The 15292-nt window shown below is 60.8% G+C and carries 11 protein-coding genes and 1 pseudogene; 5 read left to right on the plus strand and 7 right to left on the minus strand.

What is annotated here, in order from left to right; all coding sequences use genetic code 11:
- Positions 1-12: 12 nt before the first annotated feature.
- The 3 genes from AC1P02_RS15825 to AC1P02_RS15835 all read right to left on the minus strand — a co-directional run bounded on the left by AC1P02_RS15825 (position 13) and on the right by AC1P02_RS15835 (position 3037).
- The gene (locus AC1P02_RS15825; RefSeq protein ID WP_485182633.1) at positions 13-783 is read right to left on the minus strand and encodes an ABC transporter ATP-binding protein; all 771 of its coding nucleotides are present in this window, start codon (positions 781-783) and stop codon (positions 13-15) included.
- Entirely contained in the window at positions 776-1828 is a 1053-nt protein-coding gene (locus AC1P02_RS15830; RefSeq protein ID WP_485182634.1) for a FecCD family ABC transporter permease, read from the minus strand. Before AC1P02_RS15830 ends, AC1P02_RS15825 begins: the two co-directional genes overlap by 8 nt.
- Before the next feature lie 117 nt (positions 1829-1945).
- Positions 1946-3037, minus strand: coding sequence for an ABC transporter substrate-binding protein (locus AC1P02_RS15835; protein ID WP_485182635.1), 1092 nt, complete (start codon positions 3035-3037; stop codon positions 1946-1948).
- 838 nt (positions 3038-3875) lie between these two features.
- On the opposite strand from AC1P02_RS15835, the gene AC1P02_RS15840 reads away from it, so the two are divergent.
- Positions 3876-7094, plus strand: coding sequence for an ExeM/NucH family extracellular endonuclease (locus tag AC1P02_RS15840; RefSeq protein WP_485182636.1), 3219 nt, complete (start codon positions 3876-3878; stop codon positions 7092-7094).
- Between the two features lie 229 nt (positions 7095-7323).
- Here the strand turns inward: AC1P02_RS15840 and AC1P02_RS15845 are convergent, their stop codons facing one another.
- Entirely contained in the window at positions 7324-7863 is a 540-nt protein-coding gene (locus tag AC1P02_RS15845; RefSeq protein WP_169046156.1) for a glycine zipper 2TM domain-containing protein, read from the minus strand.
- A 507-nt stretch (positions 7864-8370) separates the two neighbouring features.
- On the opposite strand from AC1P02_RS15845, the gene AC1P02_RS15850 reads away from it, so the two are divergent.
- Positions 8371-8559, plus strand: coding sequence for a hypothetical protein (locus AC1P02_RS15850; RefSeq protein ID WP_034523758.1), 189 nt, complete (start codon positions 8371-8373; stop codon positions 8557-8559).
- A 96-nt stretch (positions 8560-8655) separates the two neighbouring features.
- Here the strand turns inward: AC1P02_RS15850 and AC1P02_RS15855 are convergent, their stop codons facing one another.
- Complete coding sequence (locus tag AC1P02_RS15855; RefSeq protein ID WP_485182637.1) at positions 8656-10182, minus strand: YfcC family protein; 1527 nt, start codon at positions 10180-10182, stop codon at positions 8656-8658.
- A 613-nt stretch (positions 10183-10795) separates the two neighbouring features.
- Here AC1P02_RS15855 and AC1P02_RS15860 point away from each other — a divergent pair.
- The 3 genes and pseudogenes from AC1P02_RS15860 (at position 10796) to AC1P02_RS15870 (ending at position 13776) form a co-directional block, all read left to right on the plus strand.
- Positions 10796-12418, plus strand: a complete 1623-nt coding sequence (locus AC1P02_RS15860; RefSeq protein ID WP_485182638.1) for an acyl-CoA synthetase — start codon at positions 10796-10798, stop codon at positions 12416-12418.
- Between the two features lie 231 nt (positions 12419-12649).
- Positions 12650-13365, plus strand: a pseudogene (locus AC1P02_RS15865) (helix-turn-helix transcriptional regulator).
- Positions 13366-13455: 90 nt separating this feature from the next.
- Positions 13456-13776, plus strand: a complete 321-nt coding sequence (locus tag AC1P02_RS15870; RefSeq protein WP_339020341.1) for a hypothetical protein — start codon at positions 13456-13458, stop codon at positions 13774-13776.
- Between the two features lie 103 nt (positions 13777-13879).
- Here AC1P02_RS15870 and hisIE read toward each other — a convergent pair whose 3' ends face one another.
- Together hisIE and hisF are read right to left on the minus strand one after the other, a co-directional pair.
- Positions 13880-14515: a bifunctional phosphoribosyl-AMP cyclohydrolase/phosphoribosyl-ATP diphosphatase HisIE gene (hisIE, locus tag AC1P02_RS15875; protein WP_413165611.1), complete on the minus strand. Its 636-nt coding sequence runs from the start codon at positions 14513-14515 to the stop codon at positions 13880-13882.
- Positions 14508-15281 carry an imidazole glycerol phosphate synthase subunit HisF gene (gene hisF, locus AC1P02_RS15880; protein ID WP_096119542.1) on the minus strand — a complete coding sequence of 258 codons (774 nt, stop codon included), beginning with the start codon at positions 15279-15281 and terminating at the stop codon, positions 14508-14510. The genes hisIE and hisF overlap by 8 nt, the downstream gene beginning before the upstream one ends.
- Positions 15282-15292 lie beyond the last annotated feature (11 nt).

A 15292-nucleotide genomic window follows, 5' to 3' on the forward strand; every position in this document is an offset into this window, starting at 1 on the left:
TGGTCGATCGTGTCATGATTGCCTGCGCAGGGTACGAAGGAAGGGGATGCCGCTCTGATCGTGGCTTATCTGCACCGGCACCTGATAGAGCCGCTCAATCAAGGCCGCATCAAGCACCCGGGCCGGTGGGCCGAAGGCTTGCAAGTCGCCATCTGCCAGCACGATCAGCTGATCGGCAAACTGGGCCGCCAGGTTGAGATCGTGCAGCACTACCAGGGTGATCCACTGCTGCTCCCGGGTCTGCTGGCACAGGTGCTCCATCAGTTGCATCTGGTGGTGAAGGTCGAGGGCGCTGACCGGCTCGTCCAGCATCATGATGCGGGGATCCCGCAGCAGTACCTGGGCAAACAGCACCATCTGCCGCTGGCCGCCGCTTAGGGAGTAAAGGGGGCGATCCGCCAGATGGGCGATGCCAAGGGCCTGCAGGGCGCGGCCGGCCGCCAGTATGTCTTCGTCCGCCAGGCGCATGGAGAGGCTGTCGAGGCGCCCCAGTACCACCACCTCGATGACGCTCAAGTCCAGCTCCAGCTGGATGTTCTGGGGCATGTAACCAAATTGCTGGCGCCATTTGGCGACCATCATCTGGCGGGCGCTCTGGCCCCCCAGGCGGATGTCGCCGCCGGCTGGGGTCAGTTCCCCAAAGAGAGCGCGCATCAGGGAAGTCTTGCCGGTCCCGTTCGGACCGATGATCACATGGACCTGACCCGGGTGCAGAGTCAGGCTCAGATCCCGCAGTAGGGTCTGCTGTCCAAGGGAGAGGGATAGTCGGGATATTTCAAGCACGTTTACGCCCCTTGCCGAGGATCAGCCAGATGAAGAAGGGCACGCCAATCAGGGCGGTGACGATGCCGATGGGAAAGAGGGAGCCGGGTACGATGGATTTGGAGAGCACCGAGGCTGCCGACAGCATGCAGGCGCCGCACAGGGCCGATAGCGGGATCAGGAAGCGCTGATCTTCCCCCACCAGCATGCGGGCTATGTGGGGGGCCACCAGGCCGACGAAGCCGATGACGCCGACAAAGCTGGTGGCGGTGGCGGTGAGCAGGGCGACCAGGATCAGGGTCTTCATGCGCAGTCTGTCCACGTTGACCCCCAGGCTCCGTGCCCTGGCCTCCCCGAGGCGCAGGCTGGTGAGGGCCCAGGCATCCCGGTAGATGAGCAGGGTGCAGATCAGGGTAACGGCGGCAGTGATGATCAGGGCATCCCAGGTGGTGCGCATCAAGCTGCCAAACAGCCAGAACATGATTTGCTGGTTGAGCTCGGGGGAGGAGAGAAACTGCAGCAGGGAGAGCAGGGACTGGAACAGGAACAGCAGGGCTATGCCCGCCAGGATCAGGGTCTGGCTGCTGATGTTGCGTATCATGGCGAGGCCAAACAAGAGGCTGGCGGCAAACATGCACAGGATGAAGGCCCCGGCCGGAATGGCAATCAGGGGAGGGAGCCCGAGACCGCCGGTATAGAGCGCCAGTGCGGCGCCAAGCCCGGCTGCTGCCGCTAGCCCTAACGTGTAGGGGCTGGCCAGGGGGTTGTCCAGCAGGGTCTGCATCTGGACGCCGCCAAGCCCGAGCGAGGCGCCGACCACCAGGGCCATCAGGGCGATGGGCAGGCGCATATCAAAGACGATGGTGCGGGTCATGGAGTCCGCCTGGGCGGGAGAGAGCAGGGCATCGACCACCTCGCCAAGGGGCAGCAAGGAAGGGCCGGTGGCGATGTCGAGCACCAGCGTGATGCACAGCACCAGAGCGAGCAGCGCCAGCCAGTGCCAGCGACGGCGTTCTCGTTGCCGCTGACGGGTGAGGGTCTGCTGCAAGGCAGCCAAATCATTCATGATAACCATCCTGAGCGGGCGCTCTCAAGGAGCGCCCGCAAGGGTTAAAGAGGGATGACGAAGAGGAACTTCCCGACTCGGGTCGGGAAAGTCCGGCCCGTCAGGTTCAACCTGCCATTACTTGATACCCAGCATAAAGGTGCCCTGCGGGCGAATGGGCAGATAGGCGTGGTAGAAGCCCTGATAGGTGGCCAGGGGGTCGAGATCCTCGAACAAGTCGGGGTAGAACGCCTTGGCCATGAACTCGATGAGGGCGGTGTCCATGATGCTGCGGGTGGCGCCGTGATAGACCGCATAGAGGCGACCCTGCTGCACCGCAGGCAGATCGCGCCAGCCCGGGCGGGCGGCAAACCCCTGCAGGCGGGCATGCACCGTCTGGGCCGAAATATCCTGACCGACCTGCATGGCCTGCTCGCTGCTCACGCTCTCATAGCCCGCCATCAGAATGACCTCCGGCTTGCTCGCCAGCAGTTGCTCCGGGTGGATGGGGCCCCAGCGTTCTACGAAGGGGGCCGCGACGTTATCACCGCCCGCCAGCAGGGCCATGGCGCCCCACATGTCCTTGCCATAGGTGTAGCTGTACTCGGCCGGTCCTTTGTCCCCGAGCTCGATGTAGACGCGGGGCGGCTGGCGTTTCGCCTGAGCGATGCGCGACCGGATGGTCTCAATCTTGGCCATGTATTCGTCGGCCATCTTGCGGGCGCGGGCCTCCTGGCCGGTCACCTTGCCAAGCAGCAGGGTGCTTGCCATGTGGCGTGAAAGGGTCTGGGCGTTGTAGTCGACCACCACCACTGGGATGCCCGCCTGCTCGAGGCGCGGCAGATCAGGGGCCAGGGCCTCATATTGCCACTGGGCCAGGATCACCACATCAGGCCTGACGGCCAGGGTCTTCTCGATGGAAAAGCTCTGATCCTGAACGTTGCCAAGGTCGGGCACCTGGGCCAGTTGCGGCAGGCTGGCGACATAGAGGGACCAGATGGCGGGACGGGACTTGACGAACCAGCCACGGGAGATGCCCACCAGGCGATCGGCACCACCTTCTCCGGCCACGGCCAGGTAATCCTCGGGATAGAAACCAAGTACGATACGTTTGGCAGGCAGCGTCAATGAGACTTTGCGGCCCATCACATCTTCCACTTCAACGGGGGCGGTTGCTTGTACCATCCAGCTCATGAGCGTGAGCTGGCCAAGCAGAAGCAGCTTTGCCATGGGGTGACGAAACATCTTTGATAACCTCGGAGGGGGTGAACACCACAAAAAGAAGTGAGAACTATTGCTATTCACAATTCAAAAAGCAATGAGCTTTTGCATGGTCGGTCCTCTTTTTATGAGGGCTGTGTCCGCCAGGATAAAATACTGTTTCAATAGGCTCTCTTCTTCTCTGGTTAGATCATATCGTCAGCCATTTTCAGCTGGTTCGAACCAGCCCTTTTCCCGTTTTGGCGAGTGTTGATAAGGACGCAGCATGGTGGATCTTCCGTTCTGCAATCAAAGGAGGAGGGCATAGGTGTGGGTCGAGGAGGGGGGTATAAATCTTTTTGTCATTAATAGAGCGATGTTTTGCCTCGGCAAGCAGCCTATATATCAGATGCGGTCATGAGTCTCTGCATAGCCGTGTTTTTGTCATGGTTGTTGCTATTTCCTGCCAGATTTCCCTGTTCGCTCCCGGGTGATTTCTGGCGCGCTGGTATGAAAGCCGTGATGGCACCCTGTCTTCAAGCTGCTGTTTTTGCTTCTTATGTCAGCTTGTGTCGCCATGTTCTACGCCGCAACGAGATATTGACGGCAGCAAATGCCACACCTTGCGCGATGGCAGTCAGATGATCCGATTATCCTTTTTCTCCCATTATTTCCCGTCACCAGTTCGCAACAATTTTCTGTAATTGTTAGCCAGCTCGCGGCGGTGGTGCGGCCAAACGGGCAGAGTAGGCGCGATATTTGGCCAAGGGCCTATATCCGTTGTTTTTATACGTGCAATAAGGTGCTGCGGCCCGCATAACGCGGGGCGCCAATAACATATCTGCTAATAAGAAAAGGAACATTGGCTATGTCAGGAAGACACTCTCTGGTGGCGCTCGCGGTCGGGCTGGCGCTGTCAGGACAGGTACAGGCACAACTGCTGATCAGCGAATATCTGGAAGGATCCAGTAACAACAAGGCGGTGGAGCTGAGCAATCTGGGCGCGACGCCCGTCGACCTCTCTGAATACCGGCTGGCGCTCTATGCCAACGGCAAACCTCTCACCGATGCCCCCACCAACAGCCTGGCGCTGCAAGGCACCCTGGCCCCGGGCGCCAGCCTGGTGCTGGCCAATCCTTCCGCCAACGCCGAGATCCTGGCCAAGGCCAATCAGACCAGCGGCAACCTGGTGTTCAACGGTGACGATGCCCTGGTGCTCTATCGCGGCAGCGAGATAGTGGACAGCTTCGGCCAGGTGGGGGTGGATCCGGGCACGGCCTGGGTGTCCGGCAGCGTCTCGACCCTGGACATGACACTGCGCCGCAAAGCCACTGTCAATCAGGGCCGGACTGATGCTGCTGGCCCCTTCAATCCGGCGCTTGAATACGTGGCTGCCCCTAAGGATGACGCCAGTGGCCTGGGTTGCAGTGGCGATGGCCCCTGCGATGGCACTCTGCCCCCGGCTTTCGTCTGCCCGGTTGATCAGCTGATACCCGTGCCCGCCATTCAGGGCTCCGGCAGCAGCAGCCCTTTGGTGCCGGTCGGCAAGTTTGAATCCGAGCAGGCCCATGCCACCCGTGGTGTCGTCACCCAGGTGGTGAATGGCCTCTACAAGGGCTTCTTCATTCAGGATCCGCAAGGGGACGGGGATCCGGCCAGCTCTGACGGTCTCTTCGTCTACAGCACCCAGGCCAACAGCGCCATAGTGCCGGGGGCCGAGGTGTGCGTCTCGGGCAAGGTGAAGGAGTACTTCAACCAGACCCAGATCAATGCCGATGAACTGGTGGTGACCCAGCCCATGGTGGCCTTGCCCCCTGCGGTGGATCTGGTGCCGGTGGCGGGTGAGACCTTGAACCAGCTGCTGGAGCGCCACGAGGGGATGCAGGTGCGGCTGGTACCCGAGTCCAGCCTGGTGGTGACCCGCAACTTCAGTTTCGATTACGACGGCAAGCGCAACAACCTGGTGCTCTCTTATGGCGCCCCCCTCATCAAGTCGACCCAGAAGTTTGCCGCCCAAAGCGAGGAGGCGAGCCAGTGGGCCCTGCGCAACCAGCAAAACCAGCTGGTGGTGGAGACGGACGCCAAGGCGCCGGATGGGGTGCTGCCCTGGTATCCCGCCTTCAATGCCGAAGATGGCTACCTGCGCATTGGCGACAAACTCAACGGGCTGGAGGGGGCGCTGGGTTACTCCTACAACCTGTTCCGGCTGGTGGCGAGCAACCGCATCGACAGCAGTGACATAGACCACAGCGGCTGGGACAGGGTAGAGACCCCTGAGCTGGCCGAGGCGGGGGATCTGCGGGTAGCCAGCTTCAACGTGCTCAACTTCTTCACCACAGTGGTGGGCGGGGATGCCAACCCCACCGGCAGCAACCGTGGCGCCCTGACAGTGGCGGAGTTCGAGAAGCAGCGTACCAAAATCGTCAGCGCCATCACCCGCCTCAATGCCGATGTGGTGGGGCTGATGGAGATAGAGAACAACGGCTACGGCGACAACTCCGCCATCGCCAATCTGGTCGAGGCCCTCAACGCCGCCCAGCCGGATGAAGCGGATCACTACCGCTGGATTGCCTCGCCCGATGGCCAGCCCATAGGTACCGACGCCATTACGGTGGGCCTCATCTACCGGCCCGCCAGCGTGACGCCGCAAGGTGCCGCCAGCCTCATAGTGCTGCCGGTGCAGCAGGCCGAGGCGGTGGACGCCAGCGGCAAGCCGGTTGCCATCAACCAGGGCATGCGCGAGTCGCTGCTGCAGCGGTTCAGCTCGCCCAAGGGGGATGCGCCCCTGACGCTGGTGGTCAATCACCTCAAGTCCAAGGGCTCCGCCTGCTTTGAGGATTACCCCGACTATGCCAGCGCCGATCCGCTGGATGGCCAGGGTCACTGCAACGCGCTTCGGGTCTCCGCCGCCAAGGTGCTGGGGGAGCGTCTCAAGGACATGAGCGGGGATCTGCTGCTCATCGGCGACCTGAACGCCTATGGCATGGAGGACCCCATCCGGGTGCTGACCAGCTATGATCCGGCCGCGCAGCCGCGCCAGATCATGAGCGCCTCCTTCACCACACTGGCGGGCCAGCCTTTCGAGGAGAGCGGCAGTGCCCTTGGCAAGGGATATGGTTTTGTGAACCTCAATACCCGCTTCCATGGCACCGACACCTACTCCTACAGCTACGAGGGGGAGCTTGGCAATCTGGATCACGCCCTGGCCAACCCCAGCCTGGCGGCCAAGGTGATCGGCATCGAGGATTGGCACATCAACTCCGCCGAGAGCAACTTCTTTGAGTACGGCAGCAAGTACACGGGTCAGCTGGCCAAATCGGACGGCCCCTTCAGCGCCTCGGATCACGATCCCGTGCTGGTGGCGATCCAGTATCCGCTGCCGCCTGCCGGGGTGATCAGTCTGGACAGCGCGGCCGCCAGCGTGGAGGAGGGCAGCACCCTGAGCCTCACCGTCAGCCGCCGCGATGGCAGCCATGGCGAGGCCAGCGTCAGCTACCGCATCGCCTTTGGCAGCGCCGATGCCAATGATGTGGCGCCACTGACCGGCACCCTCAACTGGGCGGCCGGCCAGAGCGACAGCCAGACCATCACTATTCCGGTGAAGAGCGACACCCTGCGCGAGGGGGATGAGACCTTCACCCTGGAGCTGTTCGATGCGAGCGGCGCTGCGCTGGGTGAGCAGCGCCAGACCCTGGTGACCATCAAGGACAAGCTGGCGCCGTCCACCATTGCGCTGGCCCGCGCCAGCATGACGGTGAACGAGGGGCAGTGGTTTGCCGAGATCCCCGTGATACGCAGCGGCGATCTGAGCAAGCCGGCCCGTGCCCAGTTGGGCCTTGAGGGGATCACGGCGCGCTGGGGACTGGATTTCCTGCCCTGGTTCAGTCAGTCGGTGAGCTGGGCCGCCGGTGAGGGGGGCAGCAAGTCCATCAAGGTGCTGATCCTGGATGACTGGTTTGTCGAGTCCACCGAGCAGTTCAAGGTGAGTCTGCGTCAGCTGCAGGGGGGCAAACCGGGCGCAGTGCAGGAGACCCTGGTTGATATCAAGGACAACGACAAGTCCTGGTGGCCGTTTGGCCGTCACTGATAGGTGTCATGAACATGCGTGATACAAGGGGCCTGCGGGCCCCTTTTTGCTGGCCTTTTGACTGGCAATAATGTGTGCAAGACGATCCTTGCCGGCAGTTGCCACCCTCTGAATTCAGGCTGCTGGCGAGTCCAATGCCTTGCTGGTGAGCAGCGCAGGGGCGTGCGCAATAAAAAGGCCCATCGCTATGATGGGCCTTCGTTTGGCGCAGGAGCCTGACGGGTAAGGATCAGCCTTGAGTGCTGTCGATCACCAGCTTGCCATCCTTGACCGGTATGGTGGCGCCGGGGGCCTTGTCCATGCGAATGACTCCTTCCTGACCGGCGAGGCGGTAGGTGACATCATAACCCAGGGTACGGGTGCTGCTCTCCTGCACCGTCTTGCAGCGCTGCTGCGTGGTGGTGTAGGTATCACCTGCCTGCATATTGCCCTGCACCTGATTGCCTGCGTAACCACCGGCCACGGCCCCCGCGGCTGTGGCTACCTTCTTGCCACTGCCACCGCCAAACTGGTTGCCAAGCACGCCTCCGAGCGCGGCGCCAACCACTGTACCCAGGATCTTGTTCTCATCCTGCACGGGTTTGCGGTGGGTCACAGTGACGTTGTGGCACTCCTGACGGGGTGTCTTGATGGTCTCGGTCACCGGCTTGCTGGCCAGTACCTCGGCAAACTGGGGCTTGGATGAAAACAGGGATCCGCTGGCTGCGGCCGACAATGCCAGCGCAGAGGCCACACCGATCCCGACACCTGCCAACATGGATTTGTTCATTTTGCGTTCTCCTGAAATGCATCACCTGATGCGGCTGTTGCTTGCCGCGATCTTGGCACAACCCGGGGGATGAACAAGGCGCGCACCGCTCAGGCACGACAGCCTCTGACTGCACCGAAAAGTCCCTCGTCAAAAAGGTGTCTGGCTTTGGCGACAAAGGCCGTGGAGGTCTGGCTGGGACGTGGGCATGTTGCTTTGGGTCGGGTGGCGAAGTTGCATTTTGCGATTCATATGGGCTCTTTGTGCTCATTTTGCGTCAAGCCATCGCCGCTTGTGTCTCTGGCTGTAGGGGGATTGGCTGCGTTTGCCCCCTGAGACGGGTCCGGGCATCTTGCATGCTGGCAGCAACTGCTTGATAAATCGCTGTGATAAAGCGCTCCCATTGCCGATAAGAGATCACGGCAAGCATTATGCTTGGTCTTTTGGCAAGAGAGTGAAAGGACGGTGATGAAGTGACACCGTCGTCATCGCGTAGCGAATGAAAGAGACAATCGGCAAGGGGGACTTATGTCGATGTTGCCAAGATGGATACAGCCGGCCGTACAGGCCCGGATTATCACCCAGCAGCAGGCTCAATTGCTGTTGGCATCCCTTTATCAACCCCTCTCCGAAGTGGCGCAGGAGCTGCCCGCCGACATAGTCGACATCAGCCTCAAGCTCTACTGTTTTCGCCAACAGGGCAGGGTGCGCCATTGATGCACGAGTGAGAGGGCGTTTCTCCGAGCCGCTGAAGCCTGGCCGCATAGAGCGCGCCAAGCACTGTGGGACGGGCGCGCTCTGGTGAGGTCCGCCTCAGATCAACATCACTTGCACCACCAGCATCAGGGCGCCAAAGCCCAGCACGAAGCCCACCATGGGCAACACGAACTTGACCCACTGGTTGAACTGGATGCCGAGCATCTGCAAGGTGACCAGCACCAGCCCGGTGGGGGCCAGGAACAGCATGGCGTATTGCCCCCAGTTGTAGGCCGACACCACGATATAGCGGGGGATCATCACTGTATCCGCCAGCGGCGCCATGATGGGCATGGAGAGCACGGCGAGCCCGGAGGAAGAGGGCACCACCAGCCCCAGCAGGGTGAACACCAGCATCTGGGCCACTGCAAACACGGCGCCGTGCATGCCGGAGACCAGATCGGAGGCGTAAGCCAGTATGGTGTCCGAGATCATCCCCTGATCCAGCACCAGATTGACCCCGCGCGCCAGCCCGATGATCAGCGACACCGCCACCAGTTCGGAGGCGCCCTGGGTGAAGGACTCGACCGCCTCTTTTTCCTTCAGTCCCGAGATAAACATGATGATGATGGCGACGGCGAGGAAGGAGGCCGCCATCTGCGGGAACCACCAGCCGGCCATGGAGACGCCCCACACCATGAGCGGAAAGGCGAGGATGAACAGGGTCAGAATGATCTTGCGGCGCAGGGTGAAGGGGACCCCTTCATCCAGTGCGTCCTCTTTGAGGAAGCGGGCGCGGAAGCTGTATCTGTCCTCATAGGTGTAGGAGAAGGCCGGGTTGGCCTTGATCTTCTTGCAGTACCAGTGGAGATAGCCAATGACCACCAGGGTGCCCACCAGACAGCCGACGGCGCGAAAGATCAGCCCCTCGGTGAAGGGAATGCCGGCTGCGTTGGAGGCGATCACCACAGAGAAGGGGTTGATGGTGGAGAAAGTGGTGCCCATGGAGGCGGCGAGGAAGATGGCACCCACGCAGACGATGGCGTCATAGCCGAGCGCCAGAAATATGGGCACCAGTATGGGGTAGAAGGCGACTGCCTCTTCCTCCAGCCCGCAGGTGGTGCCCCCCAGCGCCATGACGACGCAAACCAGCGCCACGAACATGAATTCGTTGCCCCGGGTCTTGCGCGACAGCGCCACCAGCCCGGCGCTGAAGGCGCCGGTCTTGTTGATGACGCCGATGAGCCCGCCCAGCACCAGGATGAAGACGATGATGTCAGCCCCCTCTATGGTGCCCTTGACCATGCTGACCGCCACGTCGGCGAGTCCCTTGGGGGCCTGCGCCAGCCGCTCATAGGTGCCGGGAATGGCGATGGGCTTGCGGATGGTGCCGCTGGTGAACTGTACCACCCCGATATTGATATTGAGTTTTTCAAGCTCGCTCTGGGTGGCGGGCACCCGGCTTATTTCCCCCTGCGGGCTATTGATCATCAGGGTGTGGTTGGCCGGGTTATAGGAGAGCTTGGAATAGGCCCCTGCCGGAATGATCCAGGTCAGGGCAATAGCCAGCAACATAATAAGAAACAAAATGGTAAAGGCAGTGGGAAATTGTCTGCGTGGTTTGGTATTCGGCTCGGCACACATAAATGCTCCTCGATAAAGCAGGTTCGGGCTCGGCGGAATATCGGGTCGACAGGGTTCCTTCGTCATGAGGTATGAGTGCGCAGATCTACTGGTAATTGCGCACTCGTTGGCGAGAAGTCTGGCCTGATATTGGGCATGCGGTAGATTGTTTCACCATGTAACCATAACCTGCTGGTGTCGGGATGAATACGAAGCACGGCTCGCTTTATGGGCTGGCTCACAGAATATATTGGCTGATGAATTTGTCGTTAATTTCAATGCCATGCCCATACGGAGTTATTATATTCAATAATTATCTCGATTCATTTGGTGGATATAATTGGCAACAATGCCATGGACTGCAAATAAATATGTAAATAATGCATGGCAGCCCATACCGGTTTGATAATGGATTGATATTATTCAAGGCTGGCAATGCCCAGCATCGTGACCGGCCTGACAGGGTGAAAACTCAGGCAGCGCCATCGCCTAAGACGTTTTGCTAATACCTGCCGCCATGGCCCTGCTGCTAGGCTGTCAGCCCCATAAGAGATCCGTGCAGTGCATGATGCCGGCGAGATCTCCCGCCCAATTCGATCCAGCCGCTTTGTGCCACCTGCGAGGAAGGAACCCGATGACAGAGCAGAACATCTACGAGGCCGGCCTTGATAAAAGTCCCGCCAATTTCGAGGCGCTGACCCCCATCAGCTTCCTGGCCCGGGTGGCGCGGGTTTATCCCGACTATCTGGCGCTGATCCATGGGGCCTTGCGTCAAAACTGGGCCCAGACCGAGCGGCGCTGCCGCCAGCTCGCCTCGGCCCTGCATCGGCATGGTATAAGCGAGGGAGATACCGTCTCCATCGTCGCCCCCAATACCCCGGCGATGTTCGAAGCCCACTTCGGGGTGCCCATGAGCGGCGCCGTGCTCAACACGCTCAATACCCGACTCGATGCCGAGTCCATGGCCTTCATCTTCCAGCATGCCCAGAGCAGGGTGGTGCTGGTGGACAGGGAGTTCGGCGCCGTGGTGCGCAAGGCGCTGGCCCTTGTCAAGACGCAGCCGCTGCTCATCGCCATCGACGATCCCCTCTATCGGGAGGGAGAGCTGATAAGCGAGCTCGACTATGAACAGTTTCTTGCCCAAGGGAACGGGGATGATCCCGGCTGGCTGCCGGATGACGAGTGGCAGGCGATTTCCCTGAACTACACCTCGGGCACCACGGGCAACCCCAAGGGGGTGGTCTATCACCACCGTGGTGCCCACCTCAATGCGGTCAACAACGTGCTCTCCTGGGAGCTGCCCAAGCACTCCATCTATCTCTGGACCCTGCCGATGTTTCACTGCAACGGCTGGTGCTTCCCCTGGACCCTGGCGGCCACCGCCGGGGTGAGTGTCTGCCTGCGCCATGTGCAGGCGGGGGCCATCTTTGATGCCCTGCGCGAGCACAAGGCGAGCCACTTCTGCGCCGCGCCCATCGTCCTCAACATGCTCAACAACGCCGACCCTGCGCTTAAATATGGGCTCAATCACCCCATCAAGGTGATGACGGCGGGGGCGGCGCCGCCAGCGACCGTGATCGCCGGCATGGAGGCGATGGGGATAGCCGTGACCCATGTCTATGGCCTCACCGAAACCTATGGTCCCTGCGTGCTGTGTGAACCCCAGCGAAGCTGGCAGGGGCAGGACGCAACTGCGCTCTCCCGCCTCAAGGCGCGCCAGGGGGTGGCATCCCCGCTGCAGGGGGAGATGCGGGTCATCAACCCGGTTAGCGGCGAGCCTGTGCCCCGGGATGGCAAGACCCTGGGTGAGATAGTGCTGCGCGGCAATGTGGTGATGAAGGGCTATCTCATGAACCCGGATGCCAGCGCCGAGGCGATGGCGGAGGGCTGGTTTCGCAGCGGCGATCTGGCGGTGTGGCACCCGGACGGTTATGTGGAGATCAAGGACAGATCCAAGGACATCATCATTTCGGGCGGGGAGAATATCTCCAGCCTGGAGGTGGAGGACGTGCTCTATCGCCATCCCGACGTGGACGAGGTGGCGGTGATCGCCATGCCGGACGAGAAGTGGGGGGAGGTACCCTGCGCCTTCGTGAAACTCAAGGAGGGGCGCGAGCTCACCCAGGCCGAGCTGATTGCCTTCTGCCGCGAGCAGATGGCACACTTCAAGGCCCCCAAGCGGATCATCTTCACCCCCTTGCCCAAGACCTCCACCGGCAAGGTGCAAAAATACATGCTGCGCCAGCAGTTGGGGTAATGGGGATACAGCGCTATTTAAGAAATGCAGTGGGCCCTGATGGGCCCGTTTTGCGTGCCGACCCGGCGATGACCGGCAATGCTTGAGGCCTTAGCTTGTCATCGTGTTGAGGGCCCATGAGAGGCGCTCGAACTACAAAGGCGTGTCAAGGTGTCTCCTCCCGGATTACCATGCCAGCCTGGTTCGGCAAGCAAGAGGTTGCCAGTGAGCAAATCGGATCGACTGTTTCAATTGACCAATCTGTTGCGGGCTCATCAGCCCCTGACCGCCCGCGAACTGGCTGAGCGTCTCTGCGTATCGGAGCGCACCATCTATCGCTACATGGACGATCTCTCCCTGGCGGGTATCCCCGTCTATGGGGAGGCAGGACTGGGCTATCGGCTAAGCGAGGGTTTTGAGCTGGCTCCCCTGCAGTTGAGCAACGCCGAACTGGAAGCGCTGATCATAGGAGTGAACCTGGTGGCTGTGCTGACCGGCAAGGGGCTGGCGGATCCGGCTAGGGCACTGCTCGCCAAGATAGAGGCCGCCTTGCCAGAAAGGGGGCCTGGCCGCGGGCAAACTCCCGTGGTGCGAGTACCCGACTACCGGACTGCGCGTCCTGAGTACGCCCGTTGGGATAAACTGCACGACGCCATCACCGCGGGTCACTGGCTGGAGACGACGCCATCACCGCGGGTCACTGGCTGGAGATCGACTACGATGATGCCTTGGCCCGACAGACCCGGCGCCGCATCTATCCTCTGGGGCTCTTCTACTGGGGTGGATGCTGGACATTGGGTGCTTGGTGCGCACTGCGCCTAGCATACCGGGACTTTAGAGTGGATCGAATCGGCAGCCTAGAACTGTGCTTCAAAGAGGACTCCGTGCCCACAGGTGTGACGCTGGCGAACTACCTGGCCGTGCGCCAGGCGGAAAATCCCCTGCTTGATGGCGCCTCTGGAGGTTAAAAAATAGCGCCGGCTACTGACACAAGGCTGTCAGTGGCTCCCTTCTATGCTGGCTTCTCCAAACACACGGATATCAATGGAGAGTGCGAGATGATAATCAATGGCAGCATGCAAGGGGTTGGGGGGCTGGAGTTTGCCACCTTCAGGCTCAAGGAGGGTGTGACTGAGCAGGATCTGCTCGTTTTGTCACAGTGGGTGGAGGCCGAGTTTCTTGCCAAGCAGTCCGAACTCATCATTCACTGCCTGCTGCGCGGTGCTGATGGCGTTTATGCCGATCTGGTGATGGCTCCCAGCCAGTCGTTGGCCGAGGCGTATTGCCAGCAGTGGCTGCACGATGAGGTCGCAGGGGAGTATCTGACCCTGCTGGAGATGGACTCGGTGAATATGAGTTTCTGGACTCGCATAGGTTAAATAAGAAAACTACCCATGCAGGCTTCTGGTACAGGAGCCCATGACTGAATGTCATAAGGAGAAACGGGCCCATCAGGGCCCGTTTTTCAAATCGGTTTTACGATCACTTGTTATGGCGCTCATAAAGCCGCTGCACCACATCCTTCAATCCCAGCCCCTCGTTTTGCAGCAGGACTGTGAGGTGGTAGAGCAGGTCGGCGGATTCGTTGATGAGCTCTTCCCGATCCTTGGCCATGGCGGCCAGTGCCACTTCAACACCTTCTTCACCCACCTTCTGGGCGATGCGCTTGGTGCCTTTGGCGTACAGGCTGGCGGTGTAGCTGGTGGCGGGGTCTGCGCCCTTGCGCGATGCCAGGATCTGCTCAAGCTCTGCCAGGAAGCCGAGCGGCGGCACAGGGTGGCCGTCGAAGCAGGATGGCGTGCCCAGATGACAGGTGGGGCCGACCGGATTGGCTGCGATCAGCAGAGCGTCCTGATCGCAGTCGGTGCTGATGGTGACCAGCTTGAGCACATGGCCCGAGCTTTCGCCCTTGGTCCAGAGACGCTGCTTGCTGCGGCTGAAGAAGGTAACCTGACCTGTGGTTTGGGTTTTTTCCAGCGCTTCGCGGGTCATGAAGCCCTGCATCAACACCTCGCCGCTGGCGGCATGCTGGACTATGGCGGGGATCATGCCATCACACTTTGCCCAGTCCAGGCGCTCAATCAGCGGTGTCTGGTTTACAACATCTTGATTACTCACGGATGGCGACTCCTTCATTTTTCAGCCAGCGTTTCAATTCGGGAATGGGGATAAGGCCCTTGTGGAACACGGAGGCGGCCAGGGCCCCGTCCACGTCGGCGAGGGTGAAGGCATCGCGAAAGTGTTCCATGGCACCCGCGCCGCCGGAGGCGATGAGGGGCACCTTGCAGACGGCGCGGACCAGCTTGAGCTGCTCGAGGTCGTAGCCCTGACGCATGCCATCCTGGTTCATCACGTTCAGTACGATTTCACCGGCGCCGCGTTTTTGCGCCTCCTGCACCCAATCCAGGGTATGCCAGGCCGTGGTGCGGGTGCGGCTCTCGTCACCGGTAAACTGCTTGACCTGATAGTGACCTGTGTCGGCATCGAAGTAGGAGTCGATCCCTACCACCACACACTGCACGCCAAAGCGCTCCGCCAGACGGGTGATGAGGCTTGGATCCGCCAGGGCCGGTGAGTTGATGGAGACCTTGTCGGCGCCAAATTCCAGGATCTGGCGGGCATCCTCAACGCTTTTGATGCCACCGGCGACGCAGAAGGGGATGTCGATGACTTCCGCCACCCGGCTCACCCAGCTCTTGTCAACGACCCGGGCATCGCTTGAGGCGGTGATGTCATAGAACACCAGCTCGTCGGCCCCTTCTTCTGCGTAGCGGCGGGCGAGCTCGACGATACCGCCCATCACTTCATGATTTCGAAATTGCACTCCCTTGACCACGACGCCATCTTTGACGTCCAGACAGGGGATAATACGCTTTGACAACATGCTCGTTGCTC

Source organism: Aeromonas sp. TS_SC_11 (genome assembly GCF_057318915.1).

What these genes read in the sequence shown, in the direction of transcription:
- AC1P02_RS15860 (WP_485182638.1), top strand. Translation starts at nt 10,796, where the DNA reads ATGACAGAGCAGAACATCTACGAGGCCGGCCTTGATAAAAGTCCCGCC.
- hisF (WP_096119542.1), bottom strand. Translation starts at nt 15,281, where the DNA reads ATGTTGTCAAAGCGTATTATCCCCTGTCTGGACGTCAAAGATGGCGTC.
- AC1P02_RS15855 (WP_485182637.1), bottom strand. Translation starts at nt 10,182, where the DNA reads ATGTGTGCCGAGCCGAATACCAAACCACGCAGACAATTTCCCACTGCC.
- AC1P02_RS15840 (WP_485182636.1), top strand. Translation starts at nt 3,876, where the DNA reads ATGTCAGGAAGACACTCTCTGGTGGCGCTCGCGGTCGGGCTGGCGCTG.
- AC1P02_RS15870 (WP_339020341.1), top strand. Translation starts at nt 13,456, where the DNA reads ATGATAATCAATGGCAGCATGCAAGGGGTTGGGGGGCTGGAGTTTGCC.
- AC1P02_RS15835 (WP_485182635.1), bottom strand. Translation starts at nt 3,037, where the DNA reads ATGGCAAAGCTGCTTCTGCTTGGCCAGCTCACGCTCATGAGCTGGATG.
- AC1P02_RS15845 (WP_169046156.1), bottom strand. Translation starts at nt 7,863, where the DNA reads ATGAACAAATCCATGTTGGCAGGTGTCGGGATCGGTGTGGCCTCTGCG.
- AC1P02_RS15850 (WP_034523758.1), top strand. Translation starts at nt 8,371, where the DNA reads ATGTCGATGTTGCCAAGATGGATACAGCCGGCCGTACAGGCCCGGATT.
- AC1P02_RS15830 (WP_485182634.1), bottom strand. Translation starts at nt 1,828, where the DNA reads ATGAATGATTTGGCTGCCTTGCAGCAGACCCTCACCCGTCAGCGGCAA.